The organism is Devosia sp. YR412, from assembly GCF_900110945.1.
Lineage (GTDB): Bacteria > Pseudomonadota > Alphaproteobacteria > Rhizobiales > Devosiaceae > Devosia.
In genome coordinates, this window is sequence record NZ_FOFL01000004.1 from 1 (window position 1) to 20,756 (window position 20,756).

20 protein-coding genes are annotated in these 20,756 nt (G+C 63.5%); 10 read left to right on the forward strand and 10 right to left on the reverse strand.

The window, feature by feature from the left end; all coding sequences use genetic code 11:
• Nucleotides 1–456: 456 nt before the first annotated feature.
• The 6 genes from BM045_RS13725 to BM045_RS13750 all read right to left on the reverse strand — a co-directional run bounded on the left by BM045_RS13725 (nucleotide 457) and on the right by BM045_RS13750 (nucleotide 8,005).
• Nucleotides 457–1,011: an outer membrane protein gene (locus BM045_RS13725; protein ID WP_092184236.1), complete on the reverse strand. Its 555-nt coding sequence runs from the start codon at nucleotides 1,009–1,011 to the stop codon at nucleotides 457–459.
• 171 nt (nucleotides 1,012–1,182) lie between these two features.
• Nucleotides 1,183–1,851 (reverse strand): peptide-methionine (S)-S-oxide reductase MsrA, encoded by a 669-nt coding sequence (msrA, locus tag BM045_RS13730; protein WP_244523017.1) that lies wholly within the window; start codon nucleotides 1,849–1,851, stop codon nucleotides 1,183–1,185.
• A 156-nt stretch (nucleotides 1,852–2,007) separates the two neighbouring features.
• Entirely contained in the window at nucleotides 2,008–3,054 is a 1,047-nt protein-coding gene (locus BM045_RS13735) for a glutathione synthase (RefSeq protein WP_092184240.1), read from the reverse strand.
• A gap of 9 nt (nucleotides 3,055–3,063) precedes the next feature.
• The gene (locus BM045_RS13740; RefSeq protein ID WP_092184242.1) at nucleotides 3,064–4,911 is read right to left on the reverse strand and encodes a flavohemoglobin expression-modulating QEGLA motif protein; all 1,848 of its coding nucleotides are present in this window, start codon (nucleotides 4,909–4,911) and stop codon (nucleotides 3,064–3,066) included.
• Nucleotides 4,908–5,711 carry an N-formylglutamate amidohydrolase gene (locus tag BM045_RS13745; RefSeq protein WP_348271254.1) on the reverse strand — a complete coding sequence of 268 codons (804 nt, stop codon included), beginning with the start codon at nucleotides 5,709–5,711 and terminating at the stop codon, nucleotides 4,908–4,910. The genes BM045_RS13740 and BM045_RS13745 overlap by 4 nt, the downstream gene beginning before the upstream one ends.
• Nucleotides 5,712–5,881: 170 nt before the next feature.
• Nucleotides 5,882–8,005, reverse strand: coding sequence for a TonB-dependent receptor domain-containing protein (locus BM045_RS13750; RefSeq protein WP_092184246.1), 2,124 nt, complete (start codon nucleotides 8,003–8,005; stop codon nucleotides 5,882–5,884).
• A gap of 193 nt (nucleotides 8,006–8,198) precedes the next feature.
• On the opposite strand from BM045_RS13750, the gene BM045_RS13755 reads away from it, so the two are divergent.
• Genes BM045_RS13755 through BM045_RS13795 form a run of 9 tightly spaced genes read left to right on the forward strand, consistent with a single transcriptional unit; the run spans nucleotide 8,199 to nucleotide 14,884 of the window.
• On the forward strand, nucleotides 8,199–8,366 hold the full coding sequence (locus BM045_RS13755) for a hemin uptake protein HemP (protein ID WP_092184248.1): 168 nt from the start codon (nucleotides 8,199–8,201) through the stop codon (nucleotides 8,364–8,366).
• 9 nt (nucleotides 8,367–8,375) lie between these two features.
• Nucleotides 8,376–9,431: a hemin-degrading factor gene (locus BM045_RS13760; protein WP_244523004.1), complete on the forward strand. Its 1,056-nt coding sequence runs from the start codon at nucleotides 8,376–8,378 to the stop codon at nucleotides 9,429–9,431.
• 7 nt (nucleotides 9,432–9,438) lie between these two features.
• Nucleotides 9,439–10,314, forward strand: a complete 876-nt coding sequence (locus tag BM045_RS13765; protein ID WP_092184250.1) for a heme/hemin ABC transporter substrate-binding protein — start codon at nucleotides 9,439–9,441, stop codon at nucleotides 10,312–10,314.
• A gap of 10 nt (nucleotides 10,315–10,324) precedes the next feature.
• Nucleotides 10,325–11,428 (forward strand): FecCD family ABC transporter permease, encoded by a 1,104-nt coding sequence (locus BM045_RS13770; protein WP_244523005.1) that lies wholly within the window; start codon nucleotides 10,325–10,327, stop codon nucleotides 11,426–11,428.
• 4 nt (nucleotides 11,429–11,432) lie between these two features.
• A complete protein-coding gene (locus BM045_RS13775; RefSeq protein WP_092184254.1) occupies nucleotides 11,433–12,257 on the forward strand; it encodes a heme ABC transporter ATP-binding protein in 825 nt (274 codons plus the stop codon).
• Nucleotides 12,257–12,688, forward strand: a complete 432-nt coding sequence (locus BM045_RS13780; protein ID WP_092184256.1) for a hypothetical protein — start codon at nucleotides 12,257–12,259, stop codon at nucleotides 12,686–12,688. Before BM045_RS13775 ends, BM045_RS13780 begins: the two co-directional genes overlap by 1 nt.
• A 2-nt stretch (nucleotides 12,689–12,690) precedes the next feature.
• Nucleotides 12,691–13,377: a protein TolQ gene (gene tolQ / locus BM045_RS13785; protein ID WP_092184257.1), complete on the forward strand. Its 687-nt coding sequence runs from the start codon at nucleotides 12,691–12,693 to the stop codon at nucleotides 13,375–13,377.
• A complete protein-coding gene (locus BM045_RS13790) occupies nucleotides 13,377–13,820 on the forward strand; it encodes an ExbD/TolR family protein (protein WP_092184259.1) in 444 nt (147 codons plus the stop codon). The genes tolQ and BM045_RS13790 overlap by 1 nt, the downstream gene beginning before the upstream one ends.
• Nucleotides 13,820–14,884, forward strand: a complete 1,065-nt coding sequence (locus BM045_RS13795) for an energy transducer TonB family protein (protein ID WP_092184261.1) — start codon at nucleotides 13,820–13,822, stop codon at nucleotides 14,882–14,884. The genes BM045_RS13790 and BM045_RS13795 overlap by 1 nt, the downstream gene beginning before the upstream one ends.
• Nucleotide 14,885: 1 nt before the next feature.
• Here the strand turns inward: BM045_RS13795 and ssuD are convergent, their stop codons facing one another.
• From ssuD to tauA, 4 genes are all read right to left on the reverse strand, one after another.
• Nucleotides 14,886–16,031, reverse strand: a complete 1,146-nt coding sequence (gene ssuD, locus BM045_RS13800; RefSeq protein WP_092184263.1) for an FMNH2-dependent alkanesulfonate monooxygenase — start codon at nucleotides 16,029–16,031, stop codon at nucleotides 14,886–14,888.
• Between the two features lie 5 nt (nucleotides 16,032–16,036).
• Nucleotides 16,037–16,873, reverse strand: coding sequence for an ABC transporter permease subunit (locus tag BM045_RS13805; RefSeq protein WP_092184265.1), 837 nt, complete (start codon nucleotides 16,871–16,873; stop codon nucleotides 16,037–16,039).
• The gene (locus tag BM045_RS13810; RefSeq protein WP_092184267.1) at nucleotides 16,870–17,658 is read right to left on the reverse strand and encodes a taurine ABC transporter ATP-binding protein; all 789 of its coding nucleotides are present in this window, start codon (nucleotides 17,656–17,658) and stop codon (nucleotides 16,870–16,872) included. Before BM045_RS13810 ends, BM045_RS13805 begins: the two co-directional genes overlap by 4 nt.
• Before the next feature lie 90 nt (nucleotides 17,659–17,748).
• Nucleotides 17,749–18,750 (reverse strand): taurine ABC transporter substrate-binding protein, encoded by a 1,002-nt coding sequence (gene tauA, locus BM045_RS13815; RefSeq protein WP_092184269.1) that lies wholly within the window; start codon nucleotides 18,748–18,750, stop codon nucleotides 17,749–17,751.
• 493 nt (nucleotides 18,751–19,243) lie between these two features.
• Here tauA and BM045_RS13820 point away from each other — a divergent pair, with 493 nt between their 5' ends.
• Nucleotides 19,244–20,737: an ABC transporter substrate-binding protein gene (locus BM045_RS13820; protein WP_092184270.1), complete on the forward strand. Its 1,494-nt coding sequence runs from the start codon at nucleotides 19,244–19,246 to the stop codon at nucleotides 20,735–20,737.
• Nucleotides 20,738–20,756: the final 19 nt, after the last annotated feature.

Here is a 20,756-nt window from a genome sequence, read left to right on the forward strand (position 1 = left end):
CGCGAACGCCTGCATAGAGACCTTCCCAGTTGAAGCCAGCAGCTTCATAGATCGGCTCTGGCGTGGTCGGGATGATGAGGTCGGCTGCCTGAGCACCACCGACGAGCAGCGCGGCAGCAGCCACACCGAGAGAAAGCGAACGTGCGAACATATCTTGCACTCCCATAGAGTTAACCGTAGTCGATCGACTAGATGCATCAGCCCAACGCGCGACGCAACCCTTGGCTCCCCTAAATTGGGCAGTTTGGCTAAGCTGGAGTGACCAATTAGGGGTAGGTGTTGCAGCATTGCCGCGCATTTGACCCAGTTTGATACAAATTGCACGAATTGGACTCATCTTTGCGGCGCTGCGGTGGTGCAAACCGGGCCCCACTGAGTCGCTCAAAAGGCCATCCAAAATGCAAACGGCCCCGCAAATACAGGGCCGCGATTCGTCATATAAAAAGTCGGTTCGGACTAGAAGTGGAAGTTCGCGCCGACCGTGAACTGGTCCTTGGCATTGCCGCCGCCATTGAGCGGAAAGCCGTGCAGATATTGCGCTTCAACCGAGATGCTATCGGTCACGGCGAGTTCCACGCCCCCACCCAGCAACAGGTCCTGCTCATCGGGCGGACCGAGGTCGATGCCATAGCCGCCGGCCGCATAAACCAGCACGTCATCGCTGACCACCAGACCCGCACGGCCGAGAATTTGGCCGTAGCTGGTCTCGGCCGTCGTGCCGCCTGTCAGGCCATGGACGGCGACTTCGGCACCCAGCAGATAGAAGTCGAACTGCGCATTGACGCCGGCCTGGACACCCAGACCATATTGCGTGCCGCTGGTCGTGCCATTCTGCGCGCCGCCATAGACACCAGCGTAAAAACCGCTCCAGTCAAAACCCGCATCGTCATAGATCGGCATTTCGACAGGGGACGTGCTGGTGGGGACGGTGATCAGGTCTGCCGCAAAGGCGCCGGCCATGGAAGCCGTGCTGCCCAACGCTGTCAGCGTGATGATTTTGAACAAGCGCATCGCCGTCTCCCTGCAAGTCGACCCGTGGTCTGAACAACGCGAGCTGATCGCGTCCGTTCCGCCAAGGTTCTGCGCGGCTCAACCGGCGAAAACCTGACCCTCCAGCGGCCAAAATGCGGCAGGTGACAAGCGTTGCCGAAGTATCACAACCCCGGCAACGCCAAGTTCATCCTAGAGCGTGCCGACCAACACCGGCTCGTTGCGATAGGCGTCGGGGAACAGGCTCTTCAGCGCCGCGATCTTAGGAAGGTCGTTGTAGACGATATAGGGCCAGGTCGGGTTCAGCGTCAGGAAATCCTGATGATACTGCTCGGCCGGATAGAAGGCCTTGAGCGGCTCGATCGTCGTGACGATGGGCGCGCCAAACAGGCCCGTCGCATCGAGCTGGGCAATATAGGCCTTGGCAAATTCGGCCTGCGCGTCATCCACCGGGAAGATTGTGGAGCGATACTGCGTGCCGTGATCGGGGCCCTGATAATTCAGCTGGGTCGGATTATGCGCCACCGAAAAATAGATCTGCAGCAGCTCGCCATAGCTAACCACCGAAGGATCATAAGTCACTTCCACCGTCTCGGCATGGCCGGTCGTCCCGGTGCTGCTCAGATCATAAGTGGCGGTTTCGGCGCTGCCGCCGGCATAGCCGGACACTGCGTTTTTGACGCCGGTGACATGCTGGAACACGCCCTGCACACCCCAGAAACATCCGCCGGCAAACACGGCGGTCGCCGTTGTGCCCGTCTCGGCCAGTGCGATGGCCGGCGCCGGAATTTCGACAGGCTTTTCCTCGGCGTGCGCAGGCCGGTTCCACAGGCCGAAGGCGAGTGCGGGAAGCAGCAGCATGGCCGCAAGCACGCTGCGGCGGGGCTGAATGCGGGCGACGGCGGCAGAAGCAGAGCGGGCCATGGGCAATCCTCAGGGGGCGATATGCTCACCTATTCGTCCTATATGCGCCCGCGGTTACCGCGGATCACCCGCATCACGCGGACTTGAAGCCGCCTATAGCGTCGCCAACTCGCGATTGCCGATACTACTTGCATAGGCCGCCTTGATCGCCACCTTTTCCTCCAGCGCCGCGATCACCGTCTGGGTGAAATCCACGTCATACATCAGCGACAGATTGTTGAGCCCGCCCGGCGTAAACACGTTGATTTCCAATAGCTTGTCGCCAACGATATCCAGCCCCACCAGGAACATGCCGTCCTGGATCAGCTTGGGCCGCACCGTTTCGGCAATCCGCAGCATGGTGTCGGTGACCTCGATGGTCTCGGCACTGCCGCCGGCATGAATGTTGGAGCGAATCTCGTCCTTGGCTGGCGCCCGGCGGAAGGCGGCATATTTGCCATCACGCTGCAGCGGCCGGCCATTCATCAGGAAAAACCGCACATCGCCCGCCGATGCCTCGGGCATAAACCCTTGCGCAATCAGATAGCCCTCCCCGCTCACCGCCTCGAAAATCTGGTTGAGGTTGGAATCCTTGGGCGAGGCGATCTTGAAGACATTCTTGCCCCCCGAACCCTGTAGGGGCTTCAAAATCACGCCCTTCTTCTGGTTCTCGATGAAGGCCTTGATCTCGTCGATGCTCTTGGAGATCAGCGTCTCCGGGCGCACGCTGGTTGGAAACTCCTGGAAGTAGAGCTTGTTCTGCGCCCGGATCAGCCCATCGGGATCATTGAGTACGATGACGCCCCGCGCCGCCGCCAGCCGCCCGAAGATCGCCCCGACCTGTGCTGCCCAAGGCCGGTCCGCCGCATCTTCCGACGGGTCATTGCGCAGCAACAGGACATCGATCTCGCTGATGTCGATCGGCTCGACCCTGGTCTCGCCGCCCTGCAGGTCCTTGAACAGGGTTTCGGCCTTCTTGTATTTATTCGACGGCAGCGTCAGCGCCCGCACCGCAAGGCTGTCATCCGGCCGCAGCACGAAATCGCCCGGCGTCAGATAACAGATCTCATGCCCGCGATTGAGCGCGGCCAGAGCCAGGTGAGTGGTCGAATAATTGACCGTTTCGCCCTCGATCGAATTGACGAAGAATGCAATGCGCATGTGACGCTCCTAGCTGCCGATCATTTCGACCGGATTCATGCCTGCCCTTGCCTTCTTCAGCCGTTCATTGGCCTGCGGATGCGAAAGGAAGGCAGGGGTAAGCTGAGGTGGTTTGAGCAAGCCCCGGGTGCCGAGCTCCTGCATGATGCGGAAATGGCTGGCGGCAATCTTGCCCATCCAGAACGGATCGAGCGCACCGCCCGACCGCAAATGCGCCAGCACTTCCAGCAGCCCGCGCAGATAGACCGCATCCTTGGCCAACCCGCCGCCGCGGTAGACGCGCAAGGTCAGGTTGAACGCCGAACTCTCGGCCAGCCCAAGCTCCCGGATGCGCCGATAGCACTCCGGAAAACTGGCGCCCTCAAGCATCATGGCGCAACCGACCACCCGAGCCGCAATCAGCCGCAACCGGCCCAGCGTCATTCCGCCGACCAGATATTCCGCCAACACGGCAAGGCCTTCCTGCACGCCTTCATAACCGGCTAGACCCGAGCGAAACAGCCGCAAGCCCTGGGCCGAACCGTTGAAATAGGTCAGCAGATGCACGCCAACTTCGTGGCTTAGCAACGCTTCCACGCGGGTCTTGGCCATCACCGTACTGCGCGCAATCAGCAGCTTGCCGCCCGACACCATCATGCCGCCCGGCAGGTCGTCGCGCAGTTCCACCGTCGCGTCGAACTGCGCTGATTCCCCGGCATAGCTCTTGATCATCGCCTTGGCGCGCCGCTCGAGGAAGGCCACGTCCGCATCCTCGCCCGGCCCCTTGCCACGCTCGGACTTGGTGCCATCCAGAATCGCCTGCGCTGCCGTTAGCAGAGCAGGCTCCACCCGCCCATAAAGCGCCCGCCCCAGCTCGACAAAGCGCGGCGTTTCCCGCGCCGCCAGTAGCGTCAGCTGCAGATCCAGCTCCTGCTGCTTTTCGCGGTAGAGCGTCGTGAGCACCGGGTCCTCGAAATGATCGAGGCCGATGGAAAACAGCCGCTTCTTCTGCTGGTCCACAGCCACCGTTAGCGGTCGATATAGCAGCGTCGGCGCCCGCTCGAAGCCGGAGTTCGAAAACTCGTCCCAAGCCGCCTTGGCATTGATCGGGGTCACGGCCAGCAAGAAGTCAAAGCTCTGCGCCACCTCGTCCACGGCCTTGTCGGCGCGGCTCACCGCATCGATGAAGGCCCGGCGCCCCAGCGCTCGGTGCGTGGAAATGGCAAGGCTCTTGGTGCTTTCCGCAAACGCCGCAGCGGCCTGCAGACCCGCATCGACGATATTGGCCACCAGTTGCTCGCGCAGCTGCGGATAGACCGCATCTGATTCCGGCACACGATAGATCGGCGCAAAGCGCAGCGTCATTACCGATAGCTTCGGCATAACCCGCGCCAGCTTCGCCGCCATATCATCGGCAAGGCTCGGCCGCGCAATCTGCGGCGTGCGGAATTTGGCCCGCACCTTCTCCGTCGCCGCACTGAAGGCCGCCGCCGCCGCCCGCGCCCCGGCATCGCCCGAGGCAGACAGCGTCATTTCGAACGGCGGCAGATAGTCAGCGTCGCCAGCCAGCCGGTCGCGCTCCAGTTCGCCGACATCGAGCACGAAAAACGCCCCGAACTGCTGCCGCATTTCCGCTTCCACCAAAGCGATGATCGCCTTGGCCAGCTTGAGATTGCCGACAAGCAGATAGGCCGAGCTGGCGGTGACAATGTCCCGCGCCGCCGGCTGCCGCGCCCGGCCCACCTGCACCACAAGAAACGGCATCGGCCGATCGATATGCAGCCGCTCGCCGCGGCCAAAATCCTTGCGGATGGGTTGCCCGGCCGCAAGCGCCGCCGCAAGCTCGCTCAGCAAACTCTCGTCCGATGACCCGCTCATCCGCGCGCCCTGAGCGCTGCCAGCAACACCGGCAATGATGCGGTGATCATCCGGCGCAACTCGACAAGCGCTTCGCGATCCGGTTCTCCGGACCACTCGTCCATGAACACCTTCTTGAACTCGACCGCGATGGCGCAGCCGGTTGTGGGAAACTGCTCATGCACAAACCGCGTCTGCTCGCCCTTGCCCTGGAAGGCGACATTCTCGCGCACATCCATCCCCTGCCCGCGAAACTGGAAACTGCGCAGGCTGTCGATGAACGGGTCCAGCACATCGGCCCAGCGCGCCCGGTCCATCGACGACGTGCCGATATTGATCACGGGCGCCTCGGCGGGATCGCTCGGCGCGCCATCCGGCCCATTGCGGCGATGGTTATAGCTATGCATGTCGAGCAGCACGAACCCGCCGAACTCTGCCTCGATCTGGCTAAGCATGTGCTTGAGTGACGCATAATAGGCATCGTGAATCCGTAACGACGCCGCTACCAGTTCGGCACCCGGCAGCTCCGCCCAAACCTCAAGCCCCCAGGCCTGCTCCGGCGTCAAGTAAACCGCGCCATCCCGCGCCCGATTGAGATCAATCTCGAACCGCGAGCGATGAAAAACCACCCGGTTCGGCATATCGCGAATGGTATATTCGGTAAACGGATCTTCCTCCCGCAACCGCCCCGCCGCATCCAGCGCCATCAGCCCGACGAGATCGCTACGAACCGTATGGCCATTGTGGACAGCGGTGCCGATCAACGGCGACGCAGCACGATGCATGGACCAGAGGTCAGCCTCCTCCGGCGCAAGCTGCAATTCGTCCTCCGGCGGACGTGTTGGGTCTGGAATGATCATGGTGACGCTTGGTGATCGCGAAGGTCAACGGAACCCGGCCGCTGCGGTTCCATCCATGACCTGGTCCCACAGACGAAAAAGCCAGCAGCCCGAAGGCTGCTGGCCGGATTTGGTCTGAGAAGTTTGAGGTCTTAGTAGTCGAACTGCTTGGCTAGGGTGACCTTGAACGTGCGACCCTTGGAGCGGTCCATCGAGAGGTTCTCGCGGTAGTCGGCGTCGAAGATGTTCTCAACCGAGAACTGTGCCTCGAGGCCCTTGAACTGGCCGCCTTCCGGTTTCCAGCTGGCGAACACGTCGACCGATGCCCAACCGGTCGGCTTGGCAGACGCCGGCACAGTGTCAACCGCTACGATCGGATTGGCGGCCAGGGTAACCTTGGTGCCGAACTCGATATCGTATTCCGGCAGACGGCCGCCGATCGTGGCGACAATCTTGTCCTGCGGCAGAGTATCAACCGGATCGCCAACATTGCGCGTGTTGGACGCATTGGTTGCAGCAGTGCCACCGGCACCGACGAATGGCTGGGTGTAGTCGCCACGCGTGAACGTGTAGGCCAACCGGGCAAACATCTGCTCGGACTCATAGGCGCCTTCAAGTTCGACGCCCCAGATGCGCATTCCGGCAATATTGACGAAATACGGCGCATTGGCTGTACGCGGGTTGGAGCGGATACCGTCGGTGATGTTGTTATAGAAGCCGGTCGCCTTGAAGCCGAGCGAGTCGCCGTCTTCCACAAGGTCATAGGCAGTGGTGCCGAAACCCAGTTCGAAATTGTCGGACGATTCCTTGCGCAGGTTCAGGTTAGCCGTACGCGTACCAGAATACTGGAACATTTCGTCCAGCGTCGGCATGCGTTCGGTATGGGCCACCGAGCCAAAGACATTGAAGTTGTCGCTAAAGGCATAGAGAGCCGCCAGCTTGGGCGAGAACGCCCACTGGCTATTCGGCGTCGTGGTGGTCAGCGCCGAGCTCGGCACCAGATTAGAATAGTCGAGGCGTGCACCACCGATCAGGGTCAGCGCATCGTTGATTGTATGTTCTGACTGGGCAAAGACGCCCACATTGGTCGACGTGCCTTCAGGATGCGTGGTGATTACGCCGCCGCCGACAGGCGCTGCCGTACGAACCTGATGGCTTGCCTGCACGCCATAGGTCAGGAAATTCTCCCAGCCTTCGCCGGCAAATTTCGAGGTGTTCTGGGCGTTGAGCTGGGTCGTACCATAGCCGTAATCGGCAGCGCCGATCGTGCCGATATTGACGGTGGGATTGCGCTGGGCAACGGTCGTGTCGGAATAGGACAGCTGCACCTTGAGATCCAGCATGTCGTTGTCGGACGCCGGGTTTTCGTAGCTCAGCACAGCCGTCTTATCGGCCACGTTGCGATCAATCTGGCCAAAATTCTGCGGATTGGTCAGCGGAATGGTGCCGGTCTGGGCGTAGTCCTGCTTGAGCGCATTGGTGGCCCACTGCTGGTAGGACAGACGTACGACCTGCTCGTCATCGAGATGCATCGTGCCTTTGACCAGGCCCGACCACGCCGAAAATTCCGAGCCCGGCAGCGTGCCGCCATTGGCCAGGGTCTGCACCGCCGACTGACGCAAATTGCCAGTGGCCAGAATTTCGAAGGTCTCGTTGATCTGGTGGGCGATCAGGCCCGAAACCAGCGTGCCATTGCCATTGGAATTGTAGCTGCCCTTGACGCGGATAGCGCCGGTCTGGCCATCACGGATGAAGTCCGAGGCATCCTTGGTCGTGAAGTTGATCACGCCAGCCATGGCGCCAGCGCCATAAAGCGTCGAGGACGCCGGCCCGCGCAGCACTTCGACCTGCTTGTAGAGCTCGGGATCGGAGAAGAACGAACCCATGCGGTACTGTTCGTAAAACTTCTTGGCGCCGTCGACAGTGATCGCGATACGCGCTTCGTCGCCCGAAGTTTCGGCAGCGCCGATACCGCGGATGTTGAACGACTCGCCGAGCACGCGCTCGGAGCCGACCATAGTCACGCCCGGGATTTCGTCAAAGATTTCGCCAGTCGAGCTGGCCTGCTTCTGATCGATGTCGGCCTGGCTGACGACCGTCACGGCCTGCGGCGTGTTGATCGCCACCTTGGGCGCGCCGGCACCAATCACCAGACGCTCGAGCAACGTCACATTGGTCGTATTCACATTCGATTGTGCCGCAGCCCCCTGCAGCGCAACCGCCCCCAACGCCACGCCGCACATCAGTGCGACGGCACGCGATTGTACCAGCCCCATTTCAAACTCCAGTTTTCTTGAATTCTTTGTGCTGGCTGGCGGTTGGCTGGCTCGCTGCGACCGCGTCAGAATATGACTTTCGTGATCACCTATTGCGCTGAGTAAATAAGGTGTCTATGGAAGTCAAGTTTTATGCGTCTTGCACGGAACCTTCTCACCGTCTTCGTATGAGTATGATCTCAAAGGACTATTTATGCCCGTCGACGATGAGCCCGCGCTCCCTTCACGCCAAGCTGGTGCCCGCAAGGTGATTGCGAGCGACGCGCTCTTTCATGGCGAAACGGAAGTGGTCATCGAGCACCACGGCGAACAGTACCGCCTGCGGGTCACCCGCCAAGACAAGCTGATCCTGACCAAATAGGGGCCCGAATTGACTGAAACCGCTGCCAAGACTGCCGACGACATCCGCCGCCTGCGCGCCCAGCATCCGGAAATGCGCGAACGCGACTTCGCCCGCATCCATTCCATTTCCGAAGCCCAGCTGGTTGCCGCCGAAGTCGGCCGCTCGGCCATCCGCCTCAACCCCGATGTCGGCGTGCTGCTCAATGGCCTCACCGCAGTAGGCGAGGTCATGGCGCTGACCCGCAATGAAAGCGCCGTGCACGAAAAGATCGGTCCTTACGAGAAGGTCGTCATCGGCCCCATGGCTTCCATGGTGCTGGGCGAGCAGATCGACCTGCGCATCTTCCCCTCGCGCTGGGCCTTTGGCTTTGCCGTGGAAAAGGCTGGCGAAGACGGTGCCGTGCGCCATTCGCTGCAGTTCTTCGATGCCCAGGGTCATGCCGTGCATAAGGTGCATGCCCGCCCGGCTACCAATCTCGAGGCCTGGTCGCTGCTGGTCGCCAACCTGCGCCACGCCGAGCAGACCGATACCATCACCACCACGCCGGCAGCCCCCGTCGCCGCCCTCGGCGAAGCCGCCGATGTCGCCGCCCTGCGCGAGCAGTGGCAGGCGCTGACCGATACGCATCAGTTCTTCGGCATGCTGAAAAAGCTCAACCTGCACCGCCTCAACGCGCTGGAGCTGGTCGGCGAAGATCTCGCCTGGCAGCTCGACGCAACGGCCGTGGAGCAGATGTTCTCGGCCGTCGCCGGCAGCGACCTGCCCATCATGGTCTTCGTCAACAACCAGGGTTGCGTGCAGATTCACGCCGGGCCGATCACCACGGTCAAGCCGATGGGTCCCTGGCTCAACGTGATGGACGACACCTTCCATCTCCACCTGCGTCTCGACCACATCGCTTCGGTCTGGGCCGTGCGCAAGCCGACCAGCGACGGTCACATCACCTCGGTGGAAGTCTATGACGCCAACCGCGAGCTGATCATCCAGTTCTTCGGCAAGCGCGAAGAAGGCAATCACGAGCGCGCCGCCTGGCGCTCTGCCGTCGAACAGCTGCCCCTCCACAACCAGTCCAACGCTGCCTGAGGTCACCATGTCGCTTTTCACTACACGCCTTGCCGGCGCGGCTCTCCTGACGCTCTCCCTCGGCCTCTCCGGCGCCTCGGCGCAGGAGCTCAAGCCCTTCGCCGATACCTCGCGCCTCGTCTCCATCGGTGGCTCGCTCACCGAAATCATCTATGCGCTGGGCGAAGAGGGCAAGCTGGTCGCCCGTGACCAGACCGCGCTCTTCCCCGAAGCCGCGCTGACCCTGCCAGACGTCGGCTACATGCGCCAGCTGGCGCCCGAAGGCGTGCTGTCGGTTAGCCCCTCTGCCCTCCTCGTCATCGAAGGCAGCGGCCCGCCCGAAGCCCTCGAAGTGCTCAGCCATGCCGGCGTCGAGTACCAGACGGTGCCCGAAAGCTATTCGGCTGATGGCGTGCTGGTAAAGATCCGCGCCGTGGGCCAGGCCTTGGGCGTCGCCGACAAGGCGGAAGCTTTTGCCGCTGAAATCGAACAGCAGTTTGCCGAGCTGGCCGCCCGCACCGATGTGGTGACCGAGCCCAAGCGCGTGCTGTTCATCCTCTCGGCCGAAGGCGGCAAGATCCAGGCCTCCGGCACCGGCACCGCTGCCGACGGCATCATCGCCCTCTCCGGCGCCGTCAACGCCATCGACGAATACTCCGGCTACAAGGCCCTCACCGAAGAAGCCATCATCGACGCCGCGCCCGACGTCATCCTGATGATGGATCGCGGTGGCGACCACGGCGCAAGCGACGCCGACCTCGCGGCCAACCCCGCCATCGCCCTGACCCCCGCCGGCCAGAACCACGCCTTCCATCGCATCGAAGGCGCCTATCTGCTGGGCTTTGGTCCCCGCACGGCGGCGGCCGCCGGCGAAGTCTTCGACCTGCTCTACGGCGCGAACTAGGAACCGGACGATGGCGAGTGCAGCAACCATGTTCGAGCACGATGGCGCGTCGCCCGAAAGGGCGGCGGGTGATCGCAGCAATCTCGGGCGCCTTGCCATCGTCGTCCTGGCCGTCCTGCTGCTGGTCATGATGGTGGTCTCGATGACCACCGGCGCCTCCGGCGCGTCCGCCTGGAGCATTATCGGCTCCTGGTTCGGCGTCGTGCCGGAGCATGCAGAACAGGCTTTGCGCGACCATGCGGTGATCTACAATATCCGCCTGCCCCGCATGCTGCTCGGCACCCTTGTGGGCGCCGCCCTCGCCGTCTCGGGCCTGCTGATGCAGGGCCTGTTCCGCAATCCTCTCGCTGATCCCGGCCTCGTCGGTGTCTCGGCCGGCGCCGGGCTTGGCGCCGTCGGCATCATCGTGCTGGGCACCACCATGCTGGCGCCGCTGACCAGTCTGCTCGGCATCTACAGCCTGCAGATCGCCGCCTTTGTCGGCGGGCTGATCACCACCTTCATTCTCTACCGCGTCGCCACCCGCAGCGGCCAGACCGCCATTGCCACCATGCTGCTGGCCGGCATTGCCATCGCGGCCTTGGCCGGCGCCATCACCGGCGTGCTGGTCTATGTCGCCACCGACAGCCAGCTGCGCGACCTGACCTTCTGGGGCCTCGGTTCGCTATCGGGCGCCAACTGGACCAAGATGGCCGCCTCCGGCCCGATCATTATCGCCTCGCTGATCGCCGCCGGTTTCCTCGCCAAGGGTCTCAATGCCCTGACCCTGGGCGAAGCCACGGCCGCCCATCTCGGCGTGCCAGTGCAGCGCTTCAAGCTGATGACCATTGTCGCCGTGGCCGGCGCCACTGGCGCCTCGGTGGCCGTCAGCGGCGGCATCGGTTTTGTCGGCATCGTCGTGCCGCATTTGCTGCGCCTGATCATCGGCCCAAACCATCGCTACCTGCTGCCGGCCACGGCCCTGCTCGGCGCCTCGTTCCTGCTGATGGCCGATGCCATCAGCCGGCTGATCGTGGCGCCGGCCGAACTGCCGATCGGCATCATCACCGCAGCCTTTGGCGGCCCCTTCTTCCTCTGGATCCTGCTGCGCAAGCGCGCGGCCTTTGCCTGGTGATGCCATGATTGAAGTCAGCGCCCTGTCGGTCCATCTCGCCCATCGCCAGATCCTGCACGACATTTCCTTCTCTGCCGCACCCGGCGCCATCACCGCCGTCATCGGCCCCAACGGCTCCGGCAAATCCACGCTGATGAAGGCGCTGTGCCGCGACAACGCCTATACCGGCACGGTCCGCATCAACGGCCATGATCTGATGGACATGTCGCCGGTGCAGGCCGCCGCGCTGCGGGCCGTGCTGCCGCAGTCGAGCAGCCTGCCCTTCCCCTTCACCGTCTATGAAGTGGTCTCCATGGGCCTGACCGCCGGCCGCTCCGGCGTGCCGCTGTCGATGAACAAGCGCCTGCCCGAAATGGCACTGGCCTCGGTGGATCTCGCCGGTTTCGGCGGGCGATATTACGGGGAGATTTCCGGTGGCGAGCAGCAGCGCGTGCAATTGGCCCGGGTGCTTTGCCAGGTCTGGACGCCCGTACTCGACGGCGCCCCGCGCTATCTCTTCCTCGATGAGCCGGTCTCCAGCCTCGACGTCAAGCATCAGCTGATGATCATGGATGTCGCCCGTCGCTATGCCGATGCCGGCGGCGGCGTCATCGCCATCCTGCACGATCTCAACCTGGCTGCCATGTATGCCGATTCCATCGTCGCCCTGCGCGAGGGCCGCGTCGCCGGCCACGGCACGCCGGCCGAGGTGCTGACTGACGATCTGATCGAAACGGTATTCGATTGCCGGCTCAGCGTCGGCGCCACCCCGCCCGCCGGCATGCCCTTCGTTCTCCCCCAGTCCGCCGGTCGCCACGCGGCGCCCGCTTCCATCCCCAAGGTTGCCTGATGACCCATCGCCCCTTCGCCGCCCTGCTGACCCTTACGCTTCTGACCGCGCCCGTCCTCGCCCAGGAAACCGCAGCCCCCGCGCCCGCCTTCACGCTGGAGCTCAATGCCCTGCAACCGACCGAGGCCGGTTGCCGCGTCAGCTTCCTCGCCACCAATGAGCTGGGCGGCCAGCTCGACCGCGCCGCCGTGGAACTGGCGCTGTTCGACCCCAATGGCGCCATCGACCGCATCGTCACCCTGGATTTCAAGGACCTCAGCAATGGCAAGACCAAGGTGCTGCAGTTCCAGCTCGCCGGCCTTGCCTGCGAGAACCTCGGCCGCGTGCTCGTCAACGACATCAGCGCCTGCGAGGGCGAGATCACCCCGCCCAGCATCTGCCTCGACGCGCTCAAGACCAATACCCGCCTCGACGTCACCTTCGGTATCTGATCATGGAAACCGCCGCGCATAGCTTTTCCATCTGGGCCCTGTTCCTGCAGGCCGACTGGATCGTCAAATCCATCATGATCGGCCTGCTGCTGGCCTCGGTCTGGTGCTGGGCCATCATCGCCAATCGCGTCGCTACCTATGGCAAGGCGCGCCGCGACATGGCTGCCTTCGACCGCGCTTTCGCCTCCGGCAAACCGCTGGCGGAGCTGCGCACCGACTATGCCGGCACCGAAGCGTCCGGTCTCTCCGCCGTCTTCCTCGCCGCCATGGAAGAATGGGACAAGAGCCACGCCCAGCAGGCCGCCACGGCCGGCGGTCTGCAGAGCCGGCTCGAAATCGCGCTCGACCTAGCCGTCAATGAAGAGAGCGCCGAGCTCGAAAAGCGCCTCGGCATTCTCGCCACCATCGGCTCTGCCGGCCCGTTCATCGGCCTCTTCGGCACCGTCTGGGGCATCATGAATGCCTTTACCGCCATTGCCTCGGCCGAAAACACCAGCCTCGCCGTCGTCGCACCCGGCATTGCCGAGGCCCTGCTCGCCACGGCGCTGGGCCTGCTCGCCGCCATCCCGGCCGTCATTGCCTTCAACAAGCTCAACGCCGACGCCGGCAAGCTGATCGGCCGGCTGGAAGCCTTTGCCGACCGGCTGGTCGCGCTCCTGTCGCGCCAGCTCGACGCGGGTAAAGCCTGATGGGCATGTCCGTTGGCGGCTCCAAGGGCGGTCGCAAGCGCGGCCGCGCTCGCACCCAGGCCATCAGCGATATCAACATCACGCCGATGGTCGACGTCATGCTGGTGCTGCTGATCGTCTTCATGGTCGCGGCCCCCCTGATGACCATGGGTGTGCCGATCGACCTGCCGCAGACCCAGGCGCAGGCCATGCCGCTGGAACGCAAGCCGATTACCGTCACCGTCACCCCCGACGGCGCCATCACCATCGATAGCGAACCGGTCACATTGGATACGCTGGTCTCTTCCGTGGAAGCCCTGGTGGTGGAAGGTACCGACGAACGCATCTATGTCCGCGGCGACGCGACCGCCGCCTATGGCGCCATCATGGAAGTCATGGGCGCGCTGTCGGCGGCCGGCTATGGCCAGATCGGTCTCATCACCGAGCGGCAGTCGAGCCCCTGATGCAGCGCGCGCTTTCCGGTTCCGCCCTGGTCCATGCGGCAGTGCTTGGCGCTGCGCTGATCGGCTTTGCCTGGCCCGCGCCCGAGGATGCGCCCGCCGCAGAATCGGTCAGCGTCAGCATTGTCACCATGTCCTCGGTTTCAGCCAATGCCACCGAGGTCATCCAGAGCGATGCCACGGCCGACATGGTCTCCTCCGGCGCCGCCAGCACGACGCCGCCGGTGCTTGATCCGGTCGAAGCCGAAACCGTCGAGCCGATCACCGAGACCGTCGAAGCCGTCGAGCCCGAAACCCAAGAGCCGGTCACCGAGACTTCCGTCGAGCCCTTGCCGCCCGAAACGGCAGAGCCGGTGATCGAGGCCACCGCCGAACCCCTGGCCGCCGAATCCGCCGAGCCGCTCGAAGCCGCGGCCCTCGAAATCACCGAACCACAGCCCGAGCCTGTCCAGCCCGTGCAATCCACGATGGAAATGGCCATGCTGAGCTCCACGGCCGTCAGCAGCCTGACCAGCCAACCCGTCGCCCCGGCGCCCTCCGAAACCATCGAGCCGATCTCCAGCGAAGACGTCAAACTCGCGCCCGTCCCCCAGACGCTGAGCCGCCCACGCCCCAGCGCCCCGGTCGTGCACAAGCCGCAACCGCCAAAACCCCAGCCCACCCAGCAGGCCACGCCGCGCCCGGCGACAACCCCGCCGCCCAGCACTGCCGGCAATGGCGGCCGCAACAATGCCGATTCCGTCGCCTCAGCCGGCAGCGCCGCGCCGCAGGTCGGTTCGGGCAATGGCGGCGATGCCGAAGTGGCGAAATATCCCAGCGAAGTGCTGCGCAAACTGCGCCGGGCCCTCCGCAGCAACAGCGGCCCGAGCGGTGAGGTGGTCGTTCGCTTCACCGTGTTGGCAAATGGCCAGGTCACCGACATCAGCATCGGCCGTTCTTCGGGCAATAGCGCCGTCGACCAGGCCGGCCTCGCCACCGTCAGCCGCGCCGCGCCCTTCCCCGGCATTCCCCCGGCCGCCAACCGCGCCTCATGGGTGTTCGACTTGCCGCTGGCCTTCGGCGGCTAGCCTAGATCGCCACCTGCGCCTTGCCATGGAAACCGACGGCAAATTCATTGCTGACACTTTCGACCAGCGTCTCGAGCTTGCCGCCCAGCCCCAGCGCCGGGAACAGCAGCTCCGCAACGCGATAGGCCTCTTCGAGATGCGGATAGCCAGAGCCGATAACCAGATCCACGCCGACCGCCTGATATTCCCGTAGCCGCTCCGCCACCTGTTCAGGCGTCCCGACCAGCGCCGTACCGGCCCCATTGCGCACCAGCCCGACCCCGGCCCAGAGATTTGGTCCGACCAGCAGCTTGTTTCGATCGCCGCCATGCAGCTCCGACATGCGGCGCTGGCCGACACTATCCATCTGCTGGGTAAACCGCGCCTGCGCCGCCGCGATCTGGCTGTCCGACACCTTGCTGATCAGCCGATCCGCCTCTCGCCAGGCTTCTTCCTCGGTCTCGCGCACGATGAAATGCAGCCGCATGCCAAAGCGCAGCTTGCGCCCCTTGGCCTCCGCCTTGCGCTGCGCCGCCGCGACCTTTTCGGCCACCTGCACCACCGGCTCGCCCCAGGTCAGGTAAGTGTCGACCTGTTCGGCCGCCAGATCCTGCCCGGCATCGGATGAGCCCCCCAAAAAGATCGGAGGATGCGGCTGTTGCACCGTGCGCTGATCCAGCCGCCCGCCCTCGACGCGATAATGCTTGCCGCTGAAATCCACCGTCTCGCCGGCCAGCAGCCGGCGGAAAATGCTGAGAAATTCCCCGGCCTGCTCATAGCGCTCGCCATGCGGCAGGAACACGCCGTCGCCGGCCAGCTCCACCGGGTTGCCGCCCACCACCACATTGAGCAACAGTCGTCCATTGCTCAGCCGGTCCAGCGCCGCCGCCTGCCGCGCCGCAAAGGTCGGCAGCGTCACGCCGGGCCGCAGCGCCACAAGATATTTCAGCCGATCCGTCACCGTCGCCAGACCGGTCGCCGTGATCCACGACTCCTCGCAATTCTGCCCGGTCGGCAGTAGCACGCCTTGATAGCCAAGCCGGTCCGCCGCCTGGGCGATCTGCTTGAAATACTGGAAATCCGGCTGCCTTTCGCCATCGCCCGAGCCGAGATAGCGGCCGTCGCCATGCGTCGGAATGAACCAGAAGAAATCGAGGTTTTTGCTCATGACACTCACGGGTTACGCGACCAGGGCACATAGCGCCGCTCGACGAAGCGCAGCAGCGCTTCGAAGGCAAAGGCTATGGCCGAAATGACGAGGATGCCGGCGATGACGACATCGGTGACAAGAAATTGCGCGGCCGACTGGATCATATAGCCCAGCCCCCGGCCGGCCGCGACCAGCTCGGCCGCCACCAATGTGGTCCAGCCGGCGCCCAGCGCGATGCGAATGCCGGTCAGGATTGACGGAATGGCGGCGGGCAGCAGCACATGCCGCAACAGCTGCAGCGGCGTCGCACCAAAGGCCCGCGCCGCATTGACCTGGTTCTTCGACGCCGACCGCACACCCGCGGCCGTCGAAATGATGATGGCCGGCGCCATGGCGAGGCTGATGACCAGAACCTTGGAGGTCTCGCCAATACCGAACCAGATGATGACCAGCGGCAGATAAGCCAGAGGAGGCAGCGGCCGCAGGAATTCCACTACGGGATCAAGCACGCCGCGCCCGATCGGGCTGGTGGCAATCACCAGTCCCGCCGGCACGCCGATCAGCACCGAAAAGAACAGCGCCGAAAACACCCGACCGAGGCTCGCGCCAACATGCTGCAAAAGCGTCGAATCCACATAGCCCACCTGGATCAACCGGCCCAGCGCCGCGACAATTGCCGCAGGCGGCGGCAGAAACACCGGCGATACCCATCCAGAGGTGCTGGCCACATGCCAGATCACCAGTATCGCCGCGGTTACGGTTAGGCCGGCAAACAACGGCAGCAGCTTTCGCAGACGCCGCGCCCGCTTGCGCTCACCCTCGGGCCGTTGCACCGCTCCGCTCTCAGCAATCACGCTCATGCCGCCACCGCATAGGCTGGATCATGAATGGCCGCGATCAGCGCCTCGCGCGCTGCGACAAATTCAGGCTCGGACTTCAGCGCCCGTGCCTTCTCGCCGGCCAAAAACCGCCGGCCGAAATCGAAATTCTGCTCCAGCGCAATTCGCCCCGGATGCGCCGCCAGCACCACCACGCGGGTGGCGAGAAACAGCGCCTCTTCTACCGAATGGGTAATCAGCAAGGCACCGGTATTGGACCGGCTCCAAATCGTGAGCAGCAATTCCTGCATCTGGTCGCGCGTCATCGCGTCCAGCGCCCCGAGCGGTTCGTCCATCAGCAAAAACTCCGGCTCTGCTGCCAGCGCCCGGGCAATACCGACCCGCTGCCGCATGCCGCCCGACAATTCCCAGATCGCCTTGCCGCCCTGACCGGCCAGCCCGACATCGGCCAGCAGCGCATCGGCCCGGCGCTTGCGCTCGTCGCGAGAAGCACCACGCAGCCGCAGCGGAAATGCCACATTGTCCCGCGCATTGGACCATGCGAACAGCGCATCATCTTGAAACACCACAGCGCGATCCGCCGATGGCCCGGACACCGCCTTACCGTCCAGCGTCACCCGGCCCTCGGTCGGCTCCAGAAACCCGGCCGCCAGGTTGAGCAGACTAGTCTTGCCCGAACCCGACTGGCCCAGCACCACGACGAATTCGCCCTTGGCCACGCCCAGCGTTACGCGATCCAGCACCCTTGCGGCGCCGGGTGCGTGCTCATAGGCGAAACTGACGGCATTGAGGCGCAGCTCGGACATAGAAGCTCCAGAAAACAGGGACGCTGCCGCCCCAGGGAAAGGCGGCAGCGCAAGTGATCGGGCGACAGGAGGGCACCCGATCGGTGTGACTTACTGGCCGAGCGCGGCCTCGACATATTTTGTGGTCACCGCGCCGGTGTAGTCGGGTAGCGCAGCAGGGATACGGCCCTGCTCGACGAGGAATGTGGCGGTTGCCGCAATGGCCTCAGCCGTGCCGCCGCCGAGGAAGTCGGCACTGGCCTGCTGTTCAAGCGAGGGGAAGACATAGCCCTTGAGCAGCAGCGGTACATCCGCCGCCTTGGCGCCCGAGAGATCGGCGATCTTCTTGGCCTCTTCGGAGTCGGCACCCCATGCAGAGGGATCAGCCAGATAGGCGGCATAGGCATCGCCCGTCACCTTGACGAAGGCGCTGACCACATCCGGATTGGCTTCGGCGAAATCCTTACGCACGATCCAGGCGTCAAAGGTCGGCCCGCCCCATTCGGCAACATCAGCGCTATCGGCAAGCACGGTGCCACCGGTCGACTTGATCTGGGTAAGCACTGGATCCCACACATAGGCGCCATCGATATCGCCGCGCTCCCAGGCCGCTGCAATTTCCGGCGGCCGCAGGTTAAGGATTTCCAGCGATGCCGGATCGACGCCCCAATGCTTGAGCGCCGTAAGGAGGCTGTAATGCGCGGTCGAAACGAAGGGCGTGGCAATCTTCTTGCCGGCCAGTTCCTCAGGCTTGGTCACGCCCTTGACCGCCAGCGCCTCGGCCTCGGCAATATTGCCGACCACAAAGATCGTCTCGATCGGCAATTGCTGGCTGGCCGCTACGGTCAGCGGGCTGGAGCCGACATAACCGATGTCGATCGAGCCCGAGGCAATCGCGGCGATCACATCGGCACCGCCCTCGAAGCGGTTCCAGGTCACGGTGGCGCCGGTGGCCGTTTCATAGGTCCCATCGGCCTGCGGCACGCGGCTCGGCTCGACGATCGGCTGCCAGCCGATGCGCAGATCGACGGCATGGGCCGCCGAGGCGCCAAAACCCGAGAAGGCAATGCCGGCCAGCGCCAGCGACAATAGACTGCGTCTTGCGATCGTCATTCGGTATCTCCCGCGGCGCTATTCAAGGATAGGCCGCCGCCCCCAGATGAATGTGTCGCCGCTGCTCAGCACCGGCGTGACATCACAGTGCATTACCCTACTGACTTGATCGAGTTAGTAGCGTGCTAACCTTCTGGCACTCCGGGAAAGGCTCTTGCCGCGCATCGGCCTTCGCGGGCATTTTGTTTCAAGGCGCAAAATTTTCGCTTTTGGAGACTGACATAGGCCCATCGGGAGAAAGCTGTCCCGGATTTGCTCGCTTTCAGCGCGACATCGCCTACCGCGTGTCCGCCCCGAAAATGCGGGATTTCCCAGAGCGTGGAATGGCTTTTCAACGCCTGCGCCTGACCGAGAAAGCCATTTCAACAAGGCGTCTGAAGACAAATTTATAGACTACCAAAGTGATGGGGTTTTCGGCCGGGACCGGATATTTCTCTTCCCAAGAGGCCGTGTATGCAATTTGCATGGCCCGCCCACCTGACAGGACTGTCTCATGTCTCTCGTTTCCCGTCGCAACCTGCTGGTTGCCGCTCTCCTGGCCAGCGTCGCCGTATCCCCCGCCGCCTTCGCGCAGGGCTTCGATGCCGACGCCACCATCCGCATCGGCTCGCTCTACGAGCCGCAAAATCTCGACAACACCGCCGGAGCCGGCCAAGGCATCAACGAAGCCTTCAACGGCAATGTCTATGAAGCCCTGTTCCAGCTGACCGATGCCGGCTCTGTCGAGCCCAAGCTCTCGGCTGACTACACGGTCAGCGAAGATGGCCTGACCTATACCTTTACCCTCGTGGATGGCGTCACCTTCCATTCCGGCGAGCCGCTGACCTCTGCCGATGTGAAGTATTCCATTGAACGCGTCACCGCCGAGACCTCCAAGAGCTCGCGCAAGAAGAGCCTCTCGACCATCACCTCCATCGAGACGCCTGACGACAAGACCGTGGTCATCACTCTGTCGGCCCGCTCGATCTCGCTGCCCTACAACCTCTCCTACGTCTGGATCGTCAACGACGCTGCCGCTGACATCACGGCGACCGAAGACGGCACCGGCCCCTACGCGCTGGAAGAATGGCGCCGCGGTTCGGCTCTTGCTCTGTCGCGTTTCGACGGCTATTGGGGCGATGCCCCCAGCAATGGCGAAGTGATCTACACCTACTTCACTGACGCCACCGCACTCAACAATGCGCTGCTGACCAATGCGGTGGATGTCATCACCTCCGTACAGAGCCCGGATTCGCTGGCCCAGTTCAGCGGCAATTCCGCCTATACCGTCACCGAAGGCGCTTCCACCACCAAGGAACTGCTGGCCTATAACGACCGCGTCGCCCCCTTCGACAACGTCAAGGTCCGCAAGGCTCTGGCCCGCGCCACCGACAAGGCCAAGCTGCTCAACTCCATCTGGGGCGACTATGGTACGCTGATCGGCTCCTTCGTGCCGCCGACCGATCCCTGGTATGTCGATCTGACCGGCGTCGACGCCTATGACGTCGAAGGCGCCAAGGCGCTGCTGGCCGAGGCCGGCTATCCCGATGGCTTCGAGTTCACCCTCGACACCCCCGACTACGATCCGCACCCGATCGTCGCGCAGTTCCTCCAGGCCGAATATGCCAAGATCGGCGTCACGGTGAACATCAACGTCATCACCGCCAACGAATGGTACACCAAGATCTACCAGGAGAAGAATTTCGAGGCGACGCTGCAGGAGCACGTCAACCACCGCGATATCGTCTTCTACGGCAACCCTGACTTCTACTGGGGCTACAACAACCCCGAGGTGGTCAAGCTGGTTGCCGATGCAGAAGCTGCCGGCTCGGTCGACGAGCAGACGGCCAAGCTCAAGGAAGCCAACGAGATCATCGCCGAGGACGCAGCCAGCAACTGGCTCTACCTCTATCCGCAGATCGTCGTCTCGGCCGCCAATGTTTCCGGATACCCGGTCAATGGCCTGAACTCGCAGTTCTTCGCTTATGACATCGAGAAGGCCGAATGACGCGTATGGGCGCTCAACG

Coding starts and splice junctions, on each gene's coding strand:
- BM045_RS13725 (WP_092184236.1), bottom strand. CDS start 1,011: ATGCGCTTGTTCAAAATCATCACGCTGACAGCGTTGGGCAGCACGGCT.
- msrA (WP_244523017.1), bottom strand. CDS start 1,851: ATGCTGCTGCTTCCCGCACTCGCCTTCGGCCTGTGGAACCGGCCTGCG.
- BM045_RS13735 (WP_092184240.1), bottom strand. CDS start 3,054: ATGCGCATTGCATTCTTCGTCAATTCGATCGAGGGCGAAACGGTCAAT.
- BM045_RS13740 (WP_092184242.1), bottom strand. CDS start 4,911: ATGAGCGGGTCATCGGACGAGAGTTTGCTGAGCGAGCTTGCGGCGGCG.
- BM045_RS13750 (WP_092184246.1), bottom strand. CDS start 8,005: ATGGGGCTGGTACAATCGCGTGCCGTCGCACTGATGTGCGGCGTGGCG.
- BM045_RS13755 (WP_092184248.1), top strand. CDS start 8,199: ATGCCCGTCGACGATGAGCCCGCGCTCCCTTCACGCCAAGCTGGTGCC.
- BM045_RS13765 (WP_092184250.1), top strand. CDS start 9,439: ATGTCGCTTTTCACTACACGCCTTGCCGGCGCGGCTCTCCTGACGCTC.
- BM045_RS13770 (WP_244523005.1), top strand. CDS start 10,325: ATGGCGAGTGCAGCAACCATGTTCGAGCACGATGGCGCGTCGCCCGAA.
- BM045_RS13775 (WP_092184254.1), top strand. CDS start 11,433: ATGATTGAAGTCAGCGCCCTGTCGGTCCATCTCGCCCATCGCCAGATC.
- BM045_RS13780 (WP_092184256.1), top strand. CDS start 12,257: ATGACCCATCGCCCCTTCGCCGCCCTGCTGACCCTTACGCTTCTGACC.
- tolQ (WP_092184257.1), top strand. CDS start 12,691: ATGGAAACCGCCGCGCATAGCTTTTCCATCTGGGCCCTGTTCCTGCAG.
- BM045_RS13790 (WP_092184259.1), top strand. CDS start 13,377: ATGGGCATGTCCGTTGGCGGCTCCAAGGGCGGTCGCAAGCGCGGCCGC.
- BM045_RS13795 (WP_092184261.1), top strand. CDS start 13,820: ATGCAGCGCGCGCTTTCCGGTTCCGCCCTGGTCCATGCGGCAGTGCTT.
- ssuD (WP_092184263.1), bottom strand. CDS start 16,031: ATGAGCAAAAACCTCGATTTCTTCTGGTTCATTCCGACGCATGGCGAC.
- BM045_RS13805 (WP_092184265.1), bottom strand. CDS start 16,873: ATGAGCGTGATTGCTGAGAGCGGAGCGGTGCAACGGCCCGAGGGTGAG.
- BM045_RS13810 (WP_092184267.1), bottom strand. CDS start 17,658: ATGTCCGAGCTGCGCCTCAATGCCGTCAGTTTCGCCTATGAGCACGCA.
- tauA (WP_092184269.1), bottom strand. CDS start 18,750: ATGACGATCGCAAGACGCAGTCTATTGTCGCTGGCGCTGGCCGGCATT.
- BM045_RS13820 (WP_092184270.1), top strand. CDS start 19,244: ATGTCTCTCGTTTCCCGTCGCAACCTGCTGGTTGCCGCTCTCCTGGCC.